Below are 15,726 nucleotides of genomic sequence, written 5' to 3'. Positions count from 1 at the left end.
ACTGGACGTGGGGACGCCCCCCTTGGGAGGGTGGGGGGACTTCGCGCTCGGGTCGGGATGGCTCAGCAGGGGCCGTTGTCGGTCCAGGCTCCCCACTGGCCTGTGGTTCCCGGCTCCTCGCCTTGGGTCCACCACTTCGCCGTCCACTTGTGGCCGTTGTGGGAGACCGCGTTGCTGCCCGTGTACACCTGCGATGCGCTCCACGCCGGGTCCGTGCACGTGCCTGGGTTCGTCGTGCCGCCCGTGTCCCACGCCACCTGGGATGAGCGGTAGAAGTTGATCGACTGCGCTGTCCAGCGTGGGGCCTGGGCGCCCAAGCGGGTGCGGAACGTCGTCCAGTCGTGCGTCGACCACGGGGACCAGCCCAGCTCCGCGTGCGCTGCCAGGCGGGGGAAGGCCAGGTAGTCGATGTCCGCCGGGGTGACCACCGTTTCCGCCCACAGCGGGGATTCCACTCCTCGGACCGCCGATTCGCCCACGCCCGACAAGTACGCGCCCGGGTTCCAGTTGTACGCGTCCTGGACCTCGATGTAGCCCGCCCACGACAGGCCGATCGGGGTCGAGCTGTTGTACTTCATGTCCAGGTACGCCTTGTTCGCCGGCGACAGGATCACCTTGCTGCCGCGGGAAACCGCCGCCGACACCCCCGTGTCCGAGGTGGAAGTCCCCCAGAACTGCGGGGTCGCAGTCGAGGGTAAGACCGCCTTCGCGATGTCGTGCCAGCCGATCGCCGACTTGCCGGTGGCCGTCACCAACGGCATTACCTTGTTCACGAACGTCACGTAGTCCGCCGCCGATGTCGATGAGGCCTCGTCGCCGCCGATGTGGAGGTACGGGCCCGGGGTCAGGGCCGCCAGCTCGCGCAGGACGTCCGCGATGAACGTGTACGTGATGTCCTTCGAGATGCACAACGAGCTGTAGCCGACCGCCGTGTCCGTCCGCAGGGCCGGTGCGACGCCGTTGCAGTTCAGCTCCGCGTACGACGCCTGCGCCGCGTTCACGTGCCCCGGCATGTCGATCTCCGGGATGACCGTGATGTGCCGCGAGAGCGCGTAGTTCACGATGTCCGTGTACTGCGCCTTCGTGTAGTAACCACCCGCGCCGCCGCCGACCTGGGTGCTGCCGCCGTACGTCGTCAGGCGTGGCCAGCTGTCGATCTGGATGCGCCAGCCCTGGTCGTCGGCGAGGTGCAGGTGCAGGTTGTTGATCTTGTACTGGGCGAGCTGGTCGATGTAGCGCTTGACCGTCCCCACCGGGTGGAAGTGCCGGGCGACGTCCAGCATCGCGCCGCGGTAGCCGAACCGCGGGTAGTCCACGATCGTCGCTCCCGGGACGCTCCACGGCCCCGGCTGGGCCGACGCGCTCTCGACGCTGCCGGGCAGCATCTGCCGCAACGTCTGGACGCCGGCGAAGAGCCCGTCCGCCGTCTGGGCCCGCACGGTGACCGACGACGCCGTCGACACCAGCTGGTAGCCCTGCGCGCCGACCGAGGCCGGCGCGCCGCTCAGCAGCAGCGCGATGCTGTCGGCCGGCACGGACGACGGGGCGTCGGACACCGGCAGCGCGTAGCCGGTCGACGGCCGCAGGACGCCGCCGAGGTAGGTGCCGACGTCCTTGGCCGGCGCCGAACCGGCCTCGGTGACGATCTTCGTCGTCGAGACCAGGGGGAAGCTGACGCCGGCCGCCGCGGTCACCGACACCGGCACCGGCACGATCGACTGCAGCGCGGGCGTGGCGGCCGACGCGGCCGGGGCGAGCTGGGCGGCCGTCGTACTGGCGCCGACCAGGGCCACTACGGCGAGTGCGCGGCCGAGGCGCCGCGTGCGGGCTGTCTTCACCGGTCCTCCTGGCGGGAAGGGCGCGACATCGCCGTCGCACCTGCCCGGATCGTCGCATTTCCCGCGTTCCTGGTCTAGACCAATCTGGGTGGTTTGCGCGGGACTACGCTCGGAAGCATGTTCGACGAGCTGACGTTCCCGGTGATCGCCGCGCCGATGGCCGGTGGTCCGACCACTCCCGAGCTGGTCGCCGCGGTCACCGAAGCCGGTGGCTTCGGCTTCCTCTCGGCCGGCATGCTCACGCCCGCGGCCCTGGCCGCGCAGATCGACCGGACCGCCGCGCTGACCGCCGGCGCGTTCGGCGTCAACCTCTTCGTCCCGCAGCCGGACACCGGCGCCGACCTCACGGCCTACCGCGAACGCCTGCTCGCCGTCGCCCGCGAATACGACGTCGAGCTCGGCGAAGCGGAGTGGGACGACGACGCGTACCCGGCGAAGCTGGACGTCGTGCTCGAGAAGTGTGTCCCGGTGGTGTCGTTCACCTTCGGGCCGCCGTCGCCGTCGGACGTCGTCCGGCTGCACGAGGCCGGCAGCAAGGTGCTCGTCACCGTCACCACGCCGGAAGCCGCCGTCCGGGCGGCGAGCCTCGGCGCCGACGCGCTGGTCCTGCAGGGGTTCGAGGCGGGCGGGCACCGATCGCTGTTCACCGACGACGCCGATCAGCCCGGCGGCGGCGCGGAGTACGGCGTCCTCGCGCTGCTGCGGCTCGTCGCCGCCCGCGTGGACGTGCCGCTCGTCGCGGCCGGGGGCCTGGTGCACGGCGGCGACGTCGCGGCCGTGCTCGCCGCCGGTGCGGCGGCCGCCCAGCTGGGCACGGTCTTCCTGCGCGCCGACGAAGCCGGCACGTCCGAGGCGCACCGCAAGGCCCTGGTCGTCGCCGAGCGCGAGACGGCGTTCACCCGCGCCTTCAGCGGCCGGCCGGCGCGCGGGCTGGTCAACCGGTTCATGGACGAGCTGTCCGACGGCGCGCCCGCCGCGTACCCGCAGGTCAACCGCATGGCCGGGCCGGTGCGCAAGGCGTCGGCGGAGGCCGGTGACCCGGAGGCCATCTCGCTGTGGGCGGGCCAGACCTACCCGCTCGGCTACGACGCCTCGGCGGCGGTGATCGTCGAGCGGCTGAAGGTCGAGGCGCGCGCGGCCGCCGCACGCCTCGACCGGATCCGCTAGTCCGTCTTCCCGGCCTCGCCGCCCGTGCGGTTCATCAGGGAGTGCCGCTTGCTGTAGGCGAAGTAGATCACCATGCCGATCAGGAACCAGACGGCGAACCGCACCCAGGTCGCTGGCTGCAGGAACGTGATCAGCCAGATCGAGAACACGACGCCGACCGCGGGCACCACCGGCATGCCCGGCGTCTTGAACGTGCGCTTGAGGTCCGGCCGCTTGTAGTGCAGCACGATCACCGCGACGCAGACGACGACGAACGCGAGCAGGATGCCGATGTTCGTCAGCTCGGCGGCCTCGCCGATGGGCAGCACCCCGGCGATGATCGCGGACGCGCCGCCGAGGATCCACGTCATCCGGCTCGGCACCTGGGTCTTCGGGTGCGTCTTGCCGAACCACGGCGGGAGCAGGCCGTCGCGGCTCATCGAGTAGCCGACGCGGGTGGCGCCCATCAGGAACGTGAACAGCACCGTGAGGATGCCGATGATCGCGCCGATCGCGATCACGGTGGCCAGCCCGTCGAGGCCGACCGACTTGAACGCCGTCGAGAAGCCGCTCTTCGGGTCGATCTCGGTGTACTTCTGCATGCCGGTCAGCACCAGGCAGGCCAGCACGTACAGCACCATCGAGATCGCCAGCGAGTAGATGATCGCCTTCGGCATGTGCCGCTGCGCGTCCTTGGACTCCTCGGCCGCCGTCGACATCGCGTCGTAGCCGAACACCGCGAAGAACACCGTCGCGGCGCCGGTCACCGCGCCGCCGAAGCCGGCCGGGGCGAACGGCGTGTAGTTGCCGGTCTTGACGTAGAAGAAGCCCACCAGGATGACGACCAGCACGATCAGGACCTTGATCCCGACCATCACCGTCTCGAACCGGGCCGCGCTGCGGATGCCGCGGTTGAGCAGGTACGCGATCAGCAGGCACAGCAGCGCGGCGAACAGGTCGACCTTGTGGCCGGGCCCGGTGCCGGGCGCGCCCAGCATCCACGCGGGCAGGTCGAGCCCGAGCTGCCCGAGCAGGAAGCTGAAGTAGCCCGAGATGCCGATCGCCACCACCGACACGATCGCGGTGTACTCCAGCAGCAGGTCCCAGCCGATGAACCAGCCGACGACCTCGCCGAGCACCGCGTAGCCGTAGGTGTAGGCCGAGCCGGCCTTCGGGATCAGGCCGGCGAACTCGGCGTACGAGAACGCCGCCGCCGCGCTGGCGACGCCGGCGATGAGGAACGAGATGAGCACGGCCGGGCCGACGCCGGGGATGCCCGCGGCGTCGTCGCCGTGCGCGACGCTGCCGGCGAGGGCGAAGATCCCCGCGCCGATGATGCCGCCGATGCCGATGGCGGTCAGCTGCCACAAGCCCAGGGTGCGTTTGAGGCCCGCGGCTTCGGAGGTGTCGGGGATCTGGTCGATCGGCTTGCGCCGGAAGATGCCGGAGCTGCTGCCCAGGCCTCCTGGAGCGGACATCATCGTCTCCCGAACGTCGGTGAACGGCCCGGATCACGGACCCAACGGGGCAACCTACCGGCAACTCCGCCGGGCTACAGCGCGAGCGATCAGCCCGCCGCGGTGTCCTCGCTCACGCCGTCGGCGGCACTAGCCGCGGCGCGCCTCGCCTGTGTGGTGCGGACCGCGCTCGCGGCGAAGAACGTGAGCAGCTCGGCGATCTCCGCCGGGTCGTCCAGCTGCGGGCAGTGCCCCCAGTCCTCGCGGACCAGCAGCCTGCTGTGCGGCACCAGCGTGTGCAGCTGGCGCCCGGACGCCGCGGTGACGAGCTTGTCCTTGCCGCACGCGACGACCAGCAGCGGCACCGTGACGGAGTCGAGGCGGTAGGCGTCGGCCAGCTCGGCGACGAGCTGCCGGGCCTGTTCCAGGCGGCTCTTGGTCGCGCGGTAGTCGGGGAAGAGCGCGGTGAAGCGCTGCACCTGGGCGACGTCGGCCGCGTGCGCGTCGGCGTAGAGGAACCGCGGGACGAGCTGCTCGGCCACCTTGCGCACCAGGAAGCCCGGCACCGGGACGGGCAGCGATGAGTACAGCCGCAGCGGCAGCGGGTAGCGCGCCATCGTGCGGATCAGCCACGAGTCCACGAAGCCCGGTGCGGCGATCGAGACGACGCCGGAGAGCGGCAACCGGGCGTTCTGGGCGGCGCGCAGGCTCATGGTGCCGCCGAGGGAGTTCCCGGCCAGCACGACCGACCCGAGCACGGCCTGCTCGCGGACGACGGCGGTGGTGAACGCGTCGAGCTGCGGCAGCATCGGGCCGGGCCGCAACGGCTGGGCGTCCCCGAACCCGGGGAGGTCGACGGCGATCGCCGGGATCCCGGCGGCCGCGAGCTGCTCCAGGGCGGGGCGCCAGGTGTCGGCGCTGTCGCAGTAACCGTGCAGCAGCACCAGCCTCGGCGCGGACGGCCGCACGTGCGGAGCGGCGGCCCGGCGGCGCAACGAGCGTCGCGCGGGGGACTGATCCGGGTCCTGGACGGGCTCGCCGACCTCGAGGACGCGGGTGCGGACTCCGGCGTAGCGCCGGAAGGAGACCCGGACGGGGTCCGGGTCGCTGCTGGGCCGGCCGCCCGGTTCAGCCGGAACGGGCCGCTTCGTCGCGGTCATGACTCCAGATTAGCTGGCCGGAGTGGAGTTCCGGTGGACCTTCGGTGCTAACGACCAGATCTCGATAAGAGTCCGTTGACAATTCACGAAGTAGCCGGTAAAAGCGGTGACCTGGGCGGATCCACTGCGGATCCGTCCAGGTCACGGCGATCAGCGGGTGAAGACGATCTTCCCGGCGGTGTCGCCGTCCAGCATCGCCTGGAAGCCCTTGGCCGCGTCGGCGAACGGAAGTTCCGCGCCGATCTGCGGCCGCACGCCGGTCAGGTCGAGGTACGCGAGCAGATCGGCGAGCTCGTCACGGGTGCCCATGGTCGATCCGGAGACGCGCAGCTGCAGGAAGAAGACGCGCTGCAGCTCCGCGTTCGCGTCGGGGCCGCTGGTCGAGCCGGAGACGACGATGATCCCGCCCGGCTTGAGCGACTTCACCGAGTGCGACCAGGTCGCCTTGCCGACCGTCTCGAACACCGCGTCGACGCGCTCGGGCAGCCGCGCGCCGGACTCGAACGCCTGGTGCGCGCCGAGACTCGTGGCGAGCGCGCGCTTCTCCTCGGTGCGGCCGGTGACCCAGACCCGGAACCCGGCCGCCCGGCCGAGCTGCACGAGCGCCGTCGCGACACCGCCGGAGGCGCCCTGCACGAGCATCGTCTGCCCCGGCCGCAGCCCGGACTTCACGAACAGCATCCGGTATGCGGTCAGCCAGGCCGTGCCCATGGTGGCGGCCTCGGCGAAGTTCAGGCCGGCCGGCTTCGGGACGACGTTGCGCGCCGGCACGACGACCTGGTCGGCGAAGGTGCCCTGGTGCTTCTCGGTGAGCAGCGTCCGCTTCGGGTCGAGGGTGTCGTCACCCTGCCAGCCCGGCGCGTTGATCACCGAGTGGACGACGACCTCGGAGCCGTCGTCGAGGGTGCCGGCGCCGTCGCAGCCGAGGATCATCGGGAACTGGTCCGGCTTGATCCCGACGCCGCGCAGCGTCCAGAGGTCGTGCATGTTGAGGCTGGCCGCCTTGACGTGCACGCGGACCCAGCCGTCGGGCACGTCGGGTTCGGGGCGCTCGCCGACGACGAGCGAGTCCAAGGGGCTTTCGGCGTTGGGTTCTTGCGCGTAGACGGCGAACATGTCCAGAACGTACCTTCTCCCTAAACCCTGTGCCGCGTGTCGCCAGACACGTGAGCCGGGCCGTGCGTCGAGCGAGTCCGAACCCGGCTCCGCCGGATGGCTTCGCCTCCGCCGCAATCGGCTCCGCCGATTTCAGGAGAGAGGCCCTGGGGCGCGGCGGCACGAGACCGCGCGTAGGCTCACACCGTGTTCAACGGGCTTGCCGACTGGTGGGACGGGGTCGAGCTGTGGCTCGCCCAGGCGTGGTTCCCGGTCCAGTTCGTGCTGGTGATGGTGGTCGTGGTGCCGCTGTGCCTGGCCGCCGCCTGGGTCCTCGACAAGGTCGTCGGCCTCTTCGCCAGACGACTCACCCCGGGGCGTGACGACGACCGCCCCGACCGCTCGGCATAGGCTCGCGAACCATGTTCAACCGAAGGCGGATCACCGCCGCGCTGATCGGCCTCCTCGTGCTGGTGCTGGGGGGCTGGCTGGTCAAGGACAACCTCGGCGGCTCGTCGAACTCCTCGACCGCACCCACCACGAGCGCCGGTTCCGCCGCGCCCGCCCAGGGTGGCTCGGCGGTGCCGGGCACGGACTCGGGCCTGCCGGTCAAGGCGCTGTCCACGCTGCCGGCGCAGGCCGCCGACACCTGGAAGCTGATCAAGGCGGGCGGCCCGTACCCCTACCCCCGCAACGACGACGTCGTGTTCGAGAACCGGGAGAAGCGCTTGCCCGGCAAGCAATCCGGCTACTACCACGAGTACACCGTGAAGACGCCGGGCAGTGCCGACCGCGGCGCGCGCCGGCTGATCTCCGGCCGGGCGCACGAGCTGTTCTACACCGGCGACCACTACTCGTCGTTCGTCGTCGTGGACCCGGCCCGATGACCGCCGCGGAGCAAGCGAAAGCCGCCGCGGAAGAGGCCTTCGGGCGGGGCGCGTACCCGCACCTGGTCAACGCGCGGGCCGCCGTGGACAAGGCCGGCACGCTGAGCGCGTTCGCCGAGGCACTGTCCTTTCCGGACTACTTCGGGCACAACCTCGACGCGCTCTACGACTGCCTGACCGACCTGTCGTGGCTGCCGCCGGGCGAGCACGTGCTCATCTGGCCGGGCTCGGAGGCCCTGCGCAAGGCCGAACCCAAGACCTACCTGGCGATCCGCAGCGTGCTCTCGGACGCGCAGCGCACGCTCGGGCCGAGCGGCCCGAGCGCCGGCTCGTGGCGGCTCACGGTCGTGCTGCCGGACGCCTGAGAGCGCCTGACAGCGTCGTACCGGGGCTGGCTGCGAATACTTGCGCGTGACCGAATATCGCTCGATCGATTCGCCCGACGGCACCGCGATCGGCTACGCCCGTCGCGGTGCCGGGCCGGGGCTCGTGATCGTCCCGGGCAACAATCGGATCGCGCACGACTGCGACCGGCTGGCCGGCGAACCCGTCGATCGGTTCGCCGTGTCGGTGATCGACCGCCGGGGGCGCGGGGCCAGTGGTCTGGGACTACAACCTCGAGATCGAGGATCTTCGCGCTGTCCGGCGCGCCGAAGACGCGCGCCTCGTCTCCCGGCCACAGCTACGGCGGCCTGGTGGCCGCGGGCGGTGGCGGAGCACCTCGCCGCGTTCCTCGCGGGTTGACGGCTCGTGCGGCCGGCGTTCGGTGCGGCGGCTGGGGTTCTTGAGGTTGTTGTGCCGAGGGTGGGACGCACCCAATGTGGCGTTGGGTGCGTTCAACGCACCCAATGTGGCGTTCGGTGCGTCCAGCGCACCCAACGCCACATTGGGGCGCATCGCCCGCCGCTGCCCAAGGTCGAAACCTCGGCGTCGCACCGGCTCCGCCGCGCGTCAAGATCAGGGTGGCCGCACCGAACGCCGCACCGGCTAGTCCTGCGGGACCCAGTTCGGCTTGCGCTTCTGGGCGAAGGCCAGGATGCCCTCCTGGCCTTCCTCGCTCGCGAAGAACTTGGCCGAGAGGCCGAGCATGTCCTCGAAACCGTCCGACGGCGTCGCCGGGCGGGGGCGGCTCAGCAGCGCCTTCGTCGCGGCCAGTGCGTTCGGGCCGCCCTGGGCCAAGGCCTTGACGAACCGGGCGACCTCGCCGTCCAGCTCGTCGGCGGGGACGGCGGAGTTGAGCAGGCCGATCTCGACCGCGCGGCGCGCGTCGAACGTGTCGCCGGTGAGGAACAGCTCGTGCGCGGCGCGCGCGTTCAGGCGGGGGAGCACGGTCAGCGAGATGACCGCCGGGACGACGCCGATGCGCACCTCGGAGAAGGCGAACGTCGCTTCCGGCACGGCCACGGCGATGTCGCACGCGGCGACCATGCCGATGCCGCCGGCCCGGGCGGGCCCGGCCAGCCGCGCGACGACCGGCTTCGGGCTGCTCCACAGCTGCTCGAGGATCTTCGGGAACTCGTTGACGCCCTGGTCGCCCGCGCCGGCGCCGCGGGCCTCCTTCAGGTCCATCCCCGCGCAGAACACCGGCCCGGTGTGGGTCAGCACGACCACGCGCACGGCGTCGTCGACAGCGGCGTTCAGCAGGTACTCCGAGAGTTCGCGGCGCAGCTGCGCCGAGAGCGCGTTGCGGTTGTGCGGGGAGTCCAAGGTGATCGTGGCGGTGCCGCCCACCACGTCGTAGTGCACCAGTTCGTCAGCCATGACCGACACCTTTACACACCCCGGGCCGTGCGGCCGGTGTGAGCCCGGGCACTTGCACGAAAATACGTGCACGAAAACTCGTGCAAGGCTACGGTGGCGGTATGCCCGAACCGCGGACCGCCGACCTCAAGGCGTTGAAGGCCCTCGCGAACCCGCTGCGCCAGCGGATCCTCGAACTGCTCACGGCCGGCGGCCCGGCGACGTCGACGACGCTCGCCCAGCAGCTCGGCGTCACCAGCGGCGGCACGAGCTACAACCTGCGCGTGCTGGCGGACAACGGTTTCGTGGCGGAGATCCCGGAGCGGGCGCACGGCCGGGAGCGCTGGTGGCGCGCGGTCGAGCACGACATCCGCCTGCCGCCGCCCGGCGACCGGGAGGACCCGGCGAAGGCCGCGATCGGCGAGCTGCACCGGCTCTGGCTCGCCGGGGACACCGAGCTGTACGAACGCTTCGAGCGGGAACGGCCGGAGCTGGGCGAGTGGGCCGACGCCGTGCCGTACTCACGCGGCGCGATCCGCGTCAACCTCGAAGAGCTCGCCGACTTCTTCGAGGCCTACCTCGCGCTCCTGCGGCGCTACCAGCGCCCGGACGGCGAAACCCCGCCGGACGCGCGCCGGGTCGAGACGCGGCTGCTCGCGTTCCCCGCGCCCGCCGAGAAGGAGGCCGGCCTGGGCTGACGAAGAAGGCCCTGGGTGCCGAGCGGCCACTCGGCACCCAGGAAACGGAAAACCGCTCACGATCTCCCGAACCAAGGAGAACACTCCATGCTGCCCTGGGGCAAATCACGGCTCGCCGCCGTGGTCCTCCTGCTGGGCGCGGTCACGCCGTCGACGGCGTCCGCCCAGCCACCGAACGACCTCACCTTCACCGGCGCCGGCGGGATCCCGTTGCACGCCACGGTGTTCCGCCCGGCCGGCCCGCCGAAGTCCGCGATCGTCCTGCAGGGCGGTTCGGACTGGCAGGTGCGCGACGACCTGCGCGTGCAGGCCGAGATGTTCACCCGCCTCGGCGTCACCACCCTGGTCTACGACCGCCGCACGACCGGGTACTCGAAGACCAGCCGCGACTACGGCGTGCTGGCCGACGACCTCATCGCGGCCGTCGGCGCGCTGCGCACCCAGCCGGGGGTCGACCCGGCGGACGTCGGCGTCTGGGGCGTCAGCGAAGGCGGCTGGGTCGCGCCGCTGGCCGCCACGCGTTCCCCGGCCGTCTCGTACGTGATCACCGAGGGCTCGGCCGGGATGGGCGGCGGCCGCCAGACGTCGTGGTACTGGGGCAACGTGCTGCGCCACCAGGGGATCTCGGGTTCGCTGCTGCGGACGCTGCCGGTGCAGGGCGCCCGCTTCGCCGTCGGCGCCGGGCTGTTCCCCGAGGCGTACTACGACCCGGTGCCGGTGCTCGAACGGCTGAAGCAGCCGATGCTGGCGTTGTGGGGCGACTTCGACGTCAGCCACGCGCCGGTGGAGAGCTCGCGGATCTTCGCCGACGCCCTGCGCGCGAATCCGGACCACACCATCAGGTTCGTCGCCGACGGCGGTCCCGACCTCTACGCGACCACCGACGCCGGGTTCGACCGGCTGCCGCGCGTCGTGCCGGGTTATCCCGCGGCCGTCGGGGCGTGGCTGGCCGACCGGCGCGGCGTGCACGTCGAGACGCCGTCGTTCACCCAGCGCCCGACCGAGGCGCTCGCACCCCTGGCGTGGTGGGAATCGGTGTGGGCGCAGGGAATCGTGCTGCTCGTGCTGCTCGCCGGGTTCGTGGTCGCGCTGGTCCGGCGGGCTCGCTGGCTGGGCGGGCTCGGGCTGGTGACCGTCGCCGGGTTCCTCGCCCTGCTCGGCTGGGCGCAGGCGTCGGGGATGAAGGACTTCGGGCCGGTGCTGCTCGGCCGGCCGCTGCCGTGGCTGGCCTTGCAGGCGCTGGCCGTCGCGACGGTGGTGGTGTTCGGCTTCACGGTGGCGAAACCGGCCGGCCGCCGGGTGCTCCCGGTGGCCGCCGGTGTCGCTTTCCTGCCATGGGCCCTCTACTGGGGACTGCTGCTGCCCTGACTCAGGCCGGGCAGAGCCAGTCCGGGTCGCCTTCGCGGGCCTCGACGACGGCCGCGTCCGAGGCGGGGAAGTGCTGCTTCAGCGTGAACGCCTCGGGCGTCGGCCCGTGGGCGCGCAGGTGCTTGATCTTCTCTTCGGCGTCGGCGGGTGTCGGCCGGTAGCCGGCCGGCACCCACCACAGCGCGGTCATCACGTCCTTCACGTGGTGGAACCACTCGCGGCGACGCTTGAGGATCGCCAGGTGGCCAGGGGAATACGTGAAGGCGGCCAAGGTCTCCACCGACGTCCAGGAGGACATGTTGATCAGGAGACCGGACGTGCCGCGCACGTCCCATTCGAAGGCGCGGATCGAGATCGCGTTGTCGTCCTCGGTCTGCAGCCGCCAGACGAATCCCGGTGCGGCGTCGGCGAGGGCGTTGACGGGCTCTAGCGCGTCGACGAAGTCCTTGAAGGACGGATCGTCGATCGGTGCTTTCATCCGGGCGATGTTGACTTCTGCGAGTTCGTACCCCATGAGGCCACCCTACGGACGGTTCGCCGTCCGCAGGGTGGCCTTTTCACGCGGTGTCAGCCGATGGTCAGCCGATGGTCGTCGTGGTGAAGACCGGGCTGGGGTTGGGGAAGCAGGCGGTGGGCGCGGTGATGTCGCCGATGAAGGTGCCCGCCACCGCCTTGAAGGTCAGGCCGGGGTCGCTGTAGCTGGTGCCGGACAGCTTCGTCTCGATGGTGCCGGACGCGCCCGCGGTCAGGTGCGCGGTGATGGTCGGCAGCTCGAAGGTGGCGCCGCCGGCGATCGGGCCGGGGAAGCTCAGGGTCGCGACGCCGCCGGAGACGGCGATCACCGGTGCGGTGGAACCGAGGCCGGAGCCGCCGGTGAGGTCGGCACTGACGTAGGTGGAGTTGGCGGGGATCGGGAACTTCAGCGCGAAGGTGTTGATGTTCTTCACGGTGTTCCCGGCGACTTCGCCGGGCACCTCGTTCGGCGCCGGGTCGATGACGACGTCGAAGGCGGCGCCGGGCGCGACGGTGGCGGGCGCGGTGACGTCGGCGTCCTGGTTCAGCGAGACCTGCTGCGGCCCGATGATCGGGGCGTCGGCCTGGCAGTCGAAGGCGATGGTGGTGGCCGCCGAAGCCGGGGCGGCGAGGGCCAGCGGGAGGATCGCGGCCGCGGTCAGAGCGGCCAGCCGGGAAAAGTGAAGCGCTTTCATCTGTATCCACCTACCTGCGGTTTTGGAGGGGAGGAACGAGAGCTGCGCAGCGCTTAGATAGTTACCGGCAAGTTAACTAGTCCGTCAAGGATTTACCGTTCCCAGGCACGGTGGGTAACAGAAATGTGAATAAGACTCGCCTTTTGGCGGTGGTGATCTTCGCGGGTGATCGTTCCGGCGCACTCAGCGTGCGCTAGACGTGCGCTCCGGCGCGCAGCAGTTCGGTGACGGCGGTGGCGTACCGGGCGATCACGACGTCCGCGACGCGCGGGTCGTCCGCCAGCGGTGCGGCGAGGAACGCGCCCGGGTCCGCTTCGCGAGCCAAGCGGGCGATCCGGTCCGGCAGCAGGCCCGGCGCCAGGAACCACGACGCCACGATCAGGTGCTTCACGCCGCGGTCCCGCAGCCGCGCGGCGGCCGTGGGGATGTCCGGCTGGGTCGCCGAAGCGAACGCCTCGCTCACCGGAAGGCCGAGCCGCTCCTCCCAGCGCGCGGCCACCGCGGCGATGACGGCATTGGCGGAAGAGTTGGACGAGCCGACCGCGCTGAGCAGCACACCCGTGCCGCGCCGCCGCGGGGCCGCGGAAAGCCGGTCCAGCGCTACCGCTTCCAGCGCCGGGTCCGCACCGAGCACGTCCGATAGCTGGACGCGGAAACCGGGGCACTCGGCCGTCACCGACGACACCAGCGCCGGCAGGTCGACCCGGGCGTGGAACGCGCTGCCCAGCAGCAACGGCACCACGACCGCCGTCCGGTGCCCCGCCGCGTGCAACGAACGCAGCACGTCCGTCACCCGCGGTGCCGACAGGTCCAAAAAGGACTCGTGCACCGGCAGTCCCGGCGCCCGCGTGCGCACGACGTCGGCGAGCGCCCGCACGGTCGTGGCCGAGCGGGGGTCGCGGCTGCCGTGCGCGACGGCGACCAGGGGCGGGGTCACGAGAACCGCTCACCCACCAGCCCGGCGGCCAGGGTGTCGCCGTCCTTCGGGTCGATCACCAGGAACGCGCCGGTGCGCGGGCTGACGCCGTAGTCGTCGACGCTCAGCTCCTCGGCCAGCGTCAGGGTGACCAGGCCGATGTCGTTCAGCTCCAGCGAAGCCGGCCCGGCCACGCTGGCCAGCTTCTGCTCGTCGAACCGCGCGTGCAGCTCGCCGACCAGCGCCTGGACCGTGCGCGCGCCGTGCTTGACCAGCACCCGCGCGCCCGGCTTGAGCGGCTTGGACGACAGCCAGCACAGCGTGCCGGTGATCTCGTCGGTCACCTCCGGCGGCGAGTCCGCGGCCGCGATCAGGTCGCCGCGCGAGATGTCGATGTCGTCGGCCAGCAGCAGCGTCACCGACGTCCCGGAACCGGCCTCTTCGAGCGGGCCGTCGGCGGTGTCGATCCGCTCCACGCGGCTGCGGATGCCTTGCGGCAGCACGACGATCTCGTCACCCGGGCGGACCGTGCCCGCGGCGATCTGGCCCGCGTACCCGCGGTAGTCCGGGTACTCGGGCGTGCGCGGGCGGATGACGTACTGCACCGGGAACCGCAGCGCCGAGTCGTGCGGGTCGGGCGCGACCGGCACCTCTTCCAGGTGCTCCAGCAGGCTCGGGCCGGAGTACCACGGCGTCCGGTCCGACCGCGACGCGACGTTGTCGCCTTCCAGCGCGGACACCGGGACCGCGAGCACCGAACCACGCTGGTAGCCCAGGGATTCGGCGTGCGTGGCGAACTCTTCGGCGATCACCGTGAACGTCGCTTCGTCGTAGCCGACGAGGTCGATCTTGTTCACCGCCAGCACCAGCTGCGGCACGCCGAGCAGCGCGAGCACGGCCGCGTGCCGCCGGGTCTGCTCGATGACGCCCTTGCGCGCGTCGACCAGCAGCACGGCCAGCTGCGCGGTCGACGCGCCGGTGACGGTGTTGCGCGTGTACTGCACGTGCCCCGGGGTGTCGGCCAGCACGAAAGACCGCTTCGGCGTCGCGAAGTAGCGGTAGGCGACGTCGATGGTGATGCCCTGCTCGCGTTCCGAGCGCAGGCCGTCGACGAGCAGGGACAGGTCCGGTGTGGACAGTCCCTTGTCGACGGACGCGCGGGTGACGGCGTCCAGCTGGTCGGCCAGCACGGACTTCGTGTCGTAGAGCAGCCGCCCGACGAGCGTGGACTTCCCGTCGTCGACGCTCCCGGCCGTCGCGAGCCGTAGCAGGCTGGACATCAGAAGTACCCCTCACGCTTGCGGTCTTCCATGGCCGCCTCGGACATCCGGTCGTCGGCGCGGGTGGCGCCGCGCTCGGTGAGCCGCGAGGCGGACACCTCGGCGATGACCTCTTCGACGGTGCTCGCGGTGGACTCGATCGCGCCGGTGCACGAGCCGTCGCCGACGGTCCGGTAGCGCACGGTCCGCTCACGGACCTCTTCGCCCGGCCACGGTCCGCCCCACGGGCCTTCGGCGAGCCACATGCCGTCGCGCAGGTACACCTCGCGCTGGTGCGCGTAGTAGATCGACGGCAGCTCGACCTTCTCGCGGGCGATGTAGTTCCAGACGTCCGCTTCGGTCCAGTTGGACAGCGGGAAGACGCGGACCTGCTCGCCCGGGCGGTGCCGGCCGTTGTAGAGGTTCCACAGCTCGGGCCGCTGGCGCCGCGGCTCCCACTGGCCGAAAGAGTTGCGGAGGCTGAAGATCCGCTCCTTGGCCCGGGCGCGCTCCTCGTCGCGGCGGCCGCCGCCGAACACGGCGTCGAACTTGTTCGCCGAGATGGTGTCGAGCAACGGCGTGGTCTGCAACGGGTTGCGCATCCCGTCGGCGCGTTCCTCCAGGCGCCCGTCGTCGATCCAGTCCTGGACCTTCGCGACGACCAGGCGCAACCCGTGCTGCTCGACGACGCGGTCGCGGAACTCGATGACCTCGTCGAAGTTGTGCCCGGTGTCGACGTGCAGCAGCGGGAACGGCACCGGCGCCGGCCAGAACGCCTTGATCGCCAGGTGCAGCAGCAGCGTCGAGTCCTTGCCGCCGGAGAAGAGGATCACCGGGCGGTCGAACTCGCCGGCCACCTCCCGGAAGATGTGGATCGCTTCGGATTCCAGCGCGGCCAGGTTGTCCTGTGCCGCGTCGGCCGCGGGTTCCAGAGTCGTCATGCGTCCCTCGGTG

16 protein-coding genes are annotated in these 15,726 nt (G+C 71.4%); 6 read left to right on the top strand and 10 right to left on the bottom strand.

Features of this window, described 5'->3' with window-relative positions; translation table 11 throughout:
• Positions 1-62: 62 nt before the first annotated feature.
• Positions 63-1,838 carry a family 20 glycosylhydrolase gene (locus tag MUY22_RS48160; protein ID WP_247055152.1) on the bottom strand — a complete coding sequence of 592 codons (1,776 nt, stop codon included), beginning with the start codon at positions 1,836-1,838 and terminating at the stop codon, positions 63-65.
• 117 nt (positions 1,839-1,955) lie between these two features.
• Here MUY22_RS48160 and MUY22_RS48155 point away from each other — a divergent pair, with 117 nt between their 5' ends.
• On the top strand, positions 1,956-3,005 hold the full coding sequence (locus tag MUY22_RS48155; RefSeq protein WP_247055150.1) for a nitronate monooxygenase: 1,050 nt from the start codon (positions 1,956-1,958) through the stop codon (positions 3,003-3,005).
• On the opposite strand, the gene MUY22_RS48150 is transcribed toward MUY22_RS48155, so the two are convergent.
• The 3 genes from MUY22_RS48150 to MUY22_RS48140 all read right to left on the bottom strand — a co-directional run bounded on the left by MUY22_RS48150 (position 3,002) and on the right by MUY22_RS48140 (position 6,717).
• The gene (locus MUY22_RS48150) at positions 3,002-4,462 is read right to left on the bottom strand and encodes an amino acid permease (RefSeq protein ID WP_247055148.1); all 1,461 of its coding nucleotides are present in this window, start codon (positions 4,460-4,462) and stop codon (positions 3,002-3,004) included. The genes MUY22_RS48155 and MUY22_RS48150 overlap by 4 nt on opposite strands.
• 89 nt (positions 4,463-4,551) lie before the next feature.
• Positions 4,552-5,601: an alpha/beta fold hydrolase gene (locus MUY22_RS48145; protein WP_247055146.1), complete on the bottom strand. Its 1,050-nt coding sequence runs from the start codon at positions 5,599-5,601 to the stop codon at positions 4,552-4,554.
• Between the two features lie 150 nt (positions 5,602-5,751).
• Positions 5,752-6,717 carry a zinc-binding dehydrogenase gene (locus tag MUY22_RS48140; RefSeq protein WP_247055144.1) on the bottom strand — a complete coding sequence of 322 codons (966 nt, stop codon included), beginning with the start codon at positions 6,715-6,717 and terminating at the stop codon, positions 5,752-5,754.
• Between the two features lie 186 nt (positions 6,718-6,903).
• Here MUY22_RS48140 and MUY22_RS48135 point away from each other — a divergent pair, with 186 nt between their 5' ends.
• The 3 genes from MUY22_RS48135 to MUY22_RS48125 are packed head-to-tail and all read left to right on the top strand — an operon-like array spanning position 6,904 to position 7,948.
• A complete protein-coding gene (locus MUY22_RS48135; protein WP_247055142.1) occupies positions 6,904-7,107 on the top strand; it encodes a hypothetical protein in 204 nt (67 codons plus the stop codon).
• A gap of 11 nt (positions 7,108-7,118) precedes the next feature.
• Positions 7,119-7,583, top strand: a complete 465-nt coding sequence (locus MUY22_RS48130; protein WP_247055140.1) for a ribonuclease domain-containing protein — start codon at positions 7,119-7,121, stop codon at positions 7,581-7,583.
• A complete protein-coding gene (locus tag MUY22_RS48125; RefSeq protein WP_247055138.1) occupies positions 7,580-7,948 on the top strand; it encodes a barstar family protein in 369 nt (122 codons plus the stop codon). Before MUY22_RS48130 ends, MUY22_RS48125 begins: the two co-directional genes overlap by 4 nt.
• Before the next feature lie 622 nt (positions 7,949-8,570).
• Here MUY22_RS48125 and MUY22_RS48120 read toward each other — a convergent pair.
• Entirely contained in the window at positions 8,571-9,344 is a 774-nt protein-coding gene (locus MUY22_RS48120; RefSeq protein WP_247055136.1) for an enoyl-CoA hydratase family protein, read from the bottom strand.
• 101 nt (positions 9,345-9,445) lie between these two features.
• Between MUY22_RS48120 and MUY22_RS48115 the strand changes: the two genes are divergently transcribed.
• Positions 9,446-10,021 carry a transcriptional regulator gene (locus MUY22_RS48115; RefSeq protein ID WP_247055134.1) on the top strand — a complete coding sequence of 192 codons (576 nt, stop codon included), beginning with the start codon at positions 9,446-9,448 and terminating at the stop codon, positions 10,019-10,021.
• Between the two features lie 87 nt (positions 10,022-10,108).
• On the top strand, positions 10,109-11,389 hold the full coding sequence (locus MUY22_RS48110) for a S9 family peptidase (RefSeq protein ID WP_247055132.1): 1,281 nt from the start codon (positions 10,109-10,111) through the stop codon (positions 11,387-11,389).
• A 1-nt stretch (position 11,390) separates the two neighbouring features.
• Here the strand turns inward: MUY22_RS48110 and MUY22_RS48105 are convergent, their stop codons facing one another.
• The 5 genes from MUY22_RS48105 to cysD all read right to left on the bottom strand — a co-directional run bounded on the left by MUY22_RS48105 (position 11,391) and on the right by cysD (position 15,713).
• Positions 11,391-11,903, bottom strand: a complete 513-nt coding sequence (locus MUY22_RS48105) for a DUF3291 domain-containing protein (RefSeq protein ID WP_247055130.1) — start codon at positions 11,901-11,903, stop codon at positions 11,391-11,393.
• Between the two features lie 64 nt (positions 11,904-11,967).
• Complete coding sequence (locus tag MUY22_RS48100; RefSeq protein WP_247055128.1) at positions 11,968-12,597, bottom strand: cyclase; 630 nt, start codon at positions 12,595-12,597, stop codon at positions 11,968-11,970.
• A gap of 193 nt (positions 12,598-12,790) precedes the next feature.
• The gene (locus tag MUY22_RS48095; protein WP_247055125.1) at positions 12,791-13,534 is read right to left on the bottom strand and encodes a sirohydrochlorin chelatase; all 744 of its coding nucleotides are present in this window, start codon (positions 13,532-13,534) and stop codon (positions 12,791-12,793) included.
• Positions 13,531-14,793: a sulfate adenylyltransferase subunit 1 gene (locus MUY22_RS48090; RefSeq protein ID WP_247055122.1), complete on the bottom strand. Its 1,263-nt coding sequence runs from the start codon at positions 14,791-14,793 to the stop codon at positions 13,531-13,533. Before MUY22_RS48090 ends, MUY22_RS48095 begins: the two co-directional genes overlap by 4 nt.
• Positions 14,793-15,713 (bottom strand): sulfate adenylyltransferase subunit CysD, encoded by a 921-nt coding sequence (cysD, locus tag MUY22_RS48085; protein WP_247055120.1) that lies wholly within the window; start codon positions 15,711-15,713, stop codon positions 14,793-14,795. The genes MUY22_RS48090 and cysD overlap by 1 nt, the downstream gene beginning before the upstream one ends.
• Positions 15,714-15,726: the final 13 nt, after the last annotated feature.

This window comes from Amycolatopsis sp. WQ 127309, from assembly GCF_023023025.1.
Taxonomy (GTDB): domain Bacteria; phylum Actinomycetota; class Actinomycetes; order Mycobacteriales; family Pseudonocardiaceae; genus Amycolatopsis.
Note: the sequence above shows the minus strand (reverse complement) of the source record. Positions and strands in the feature narration are given on the sequence as shown.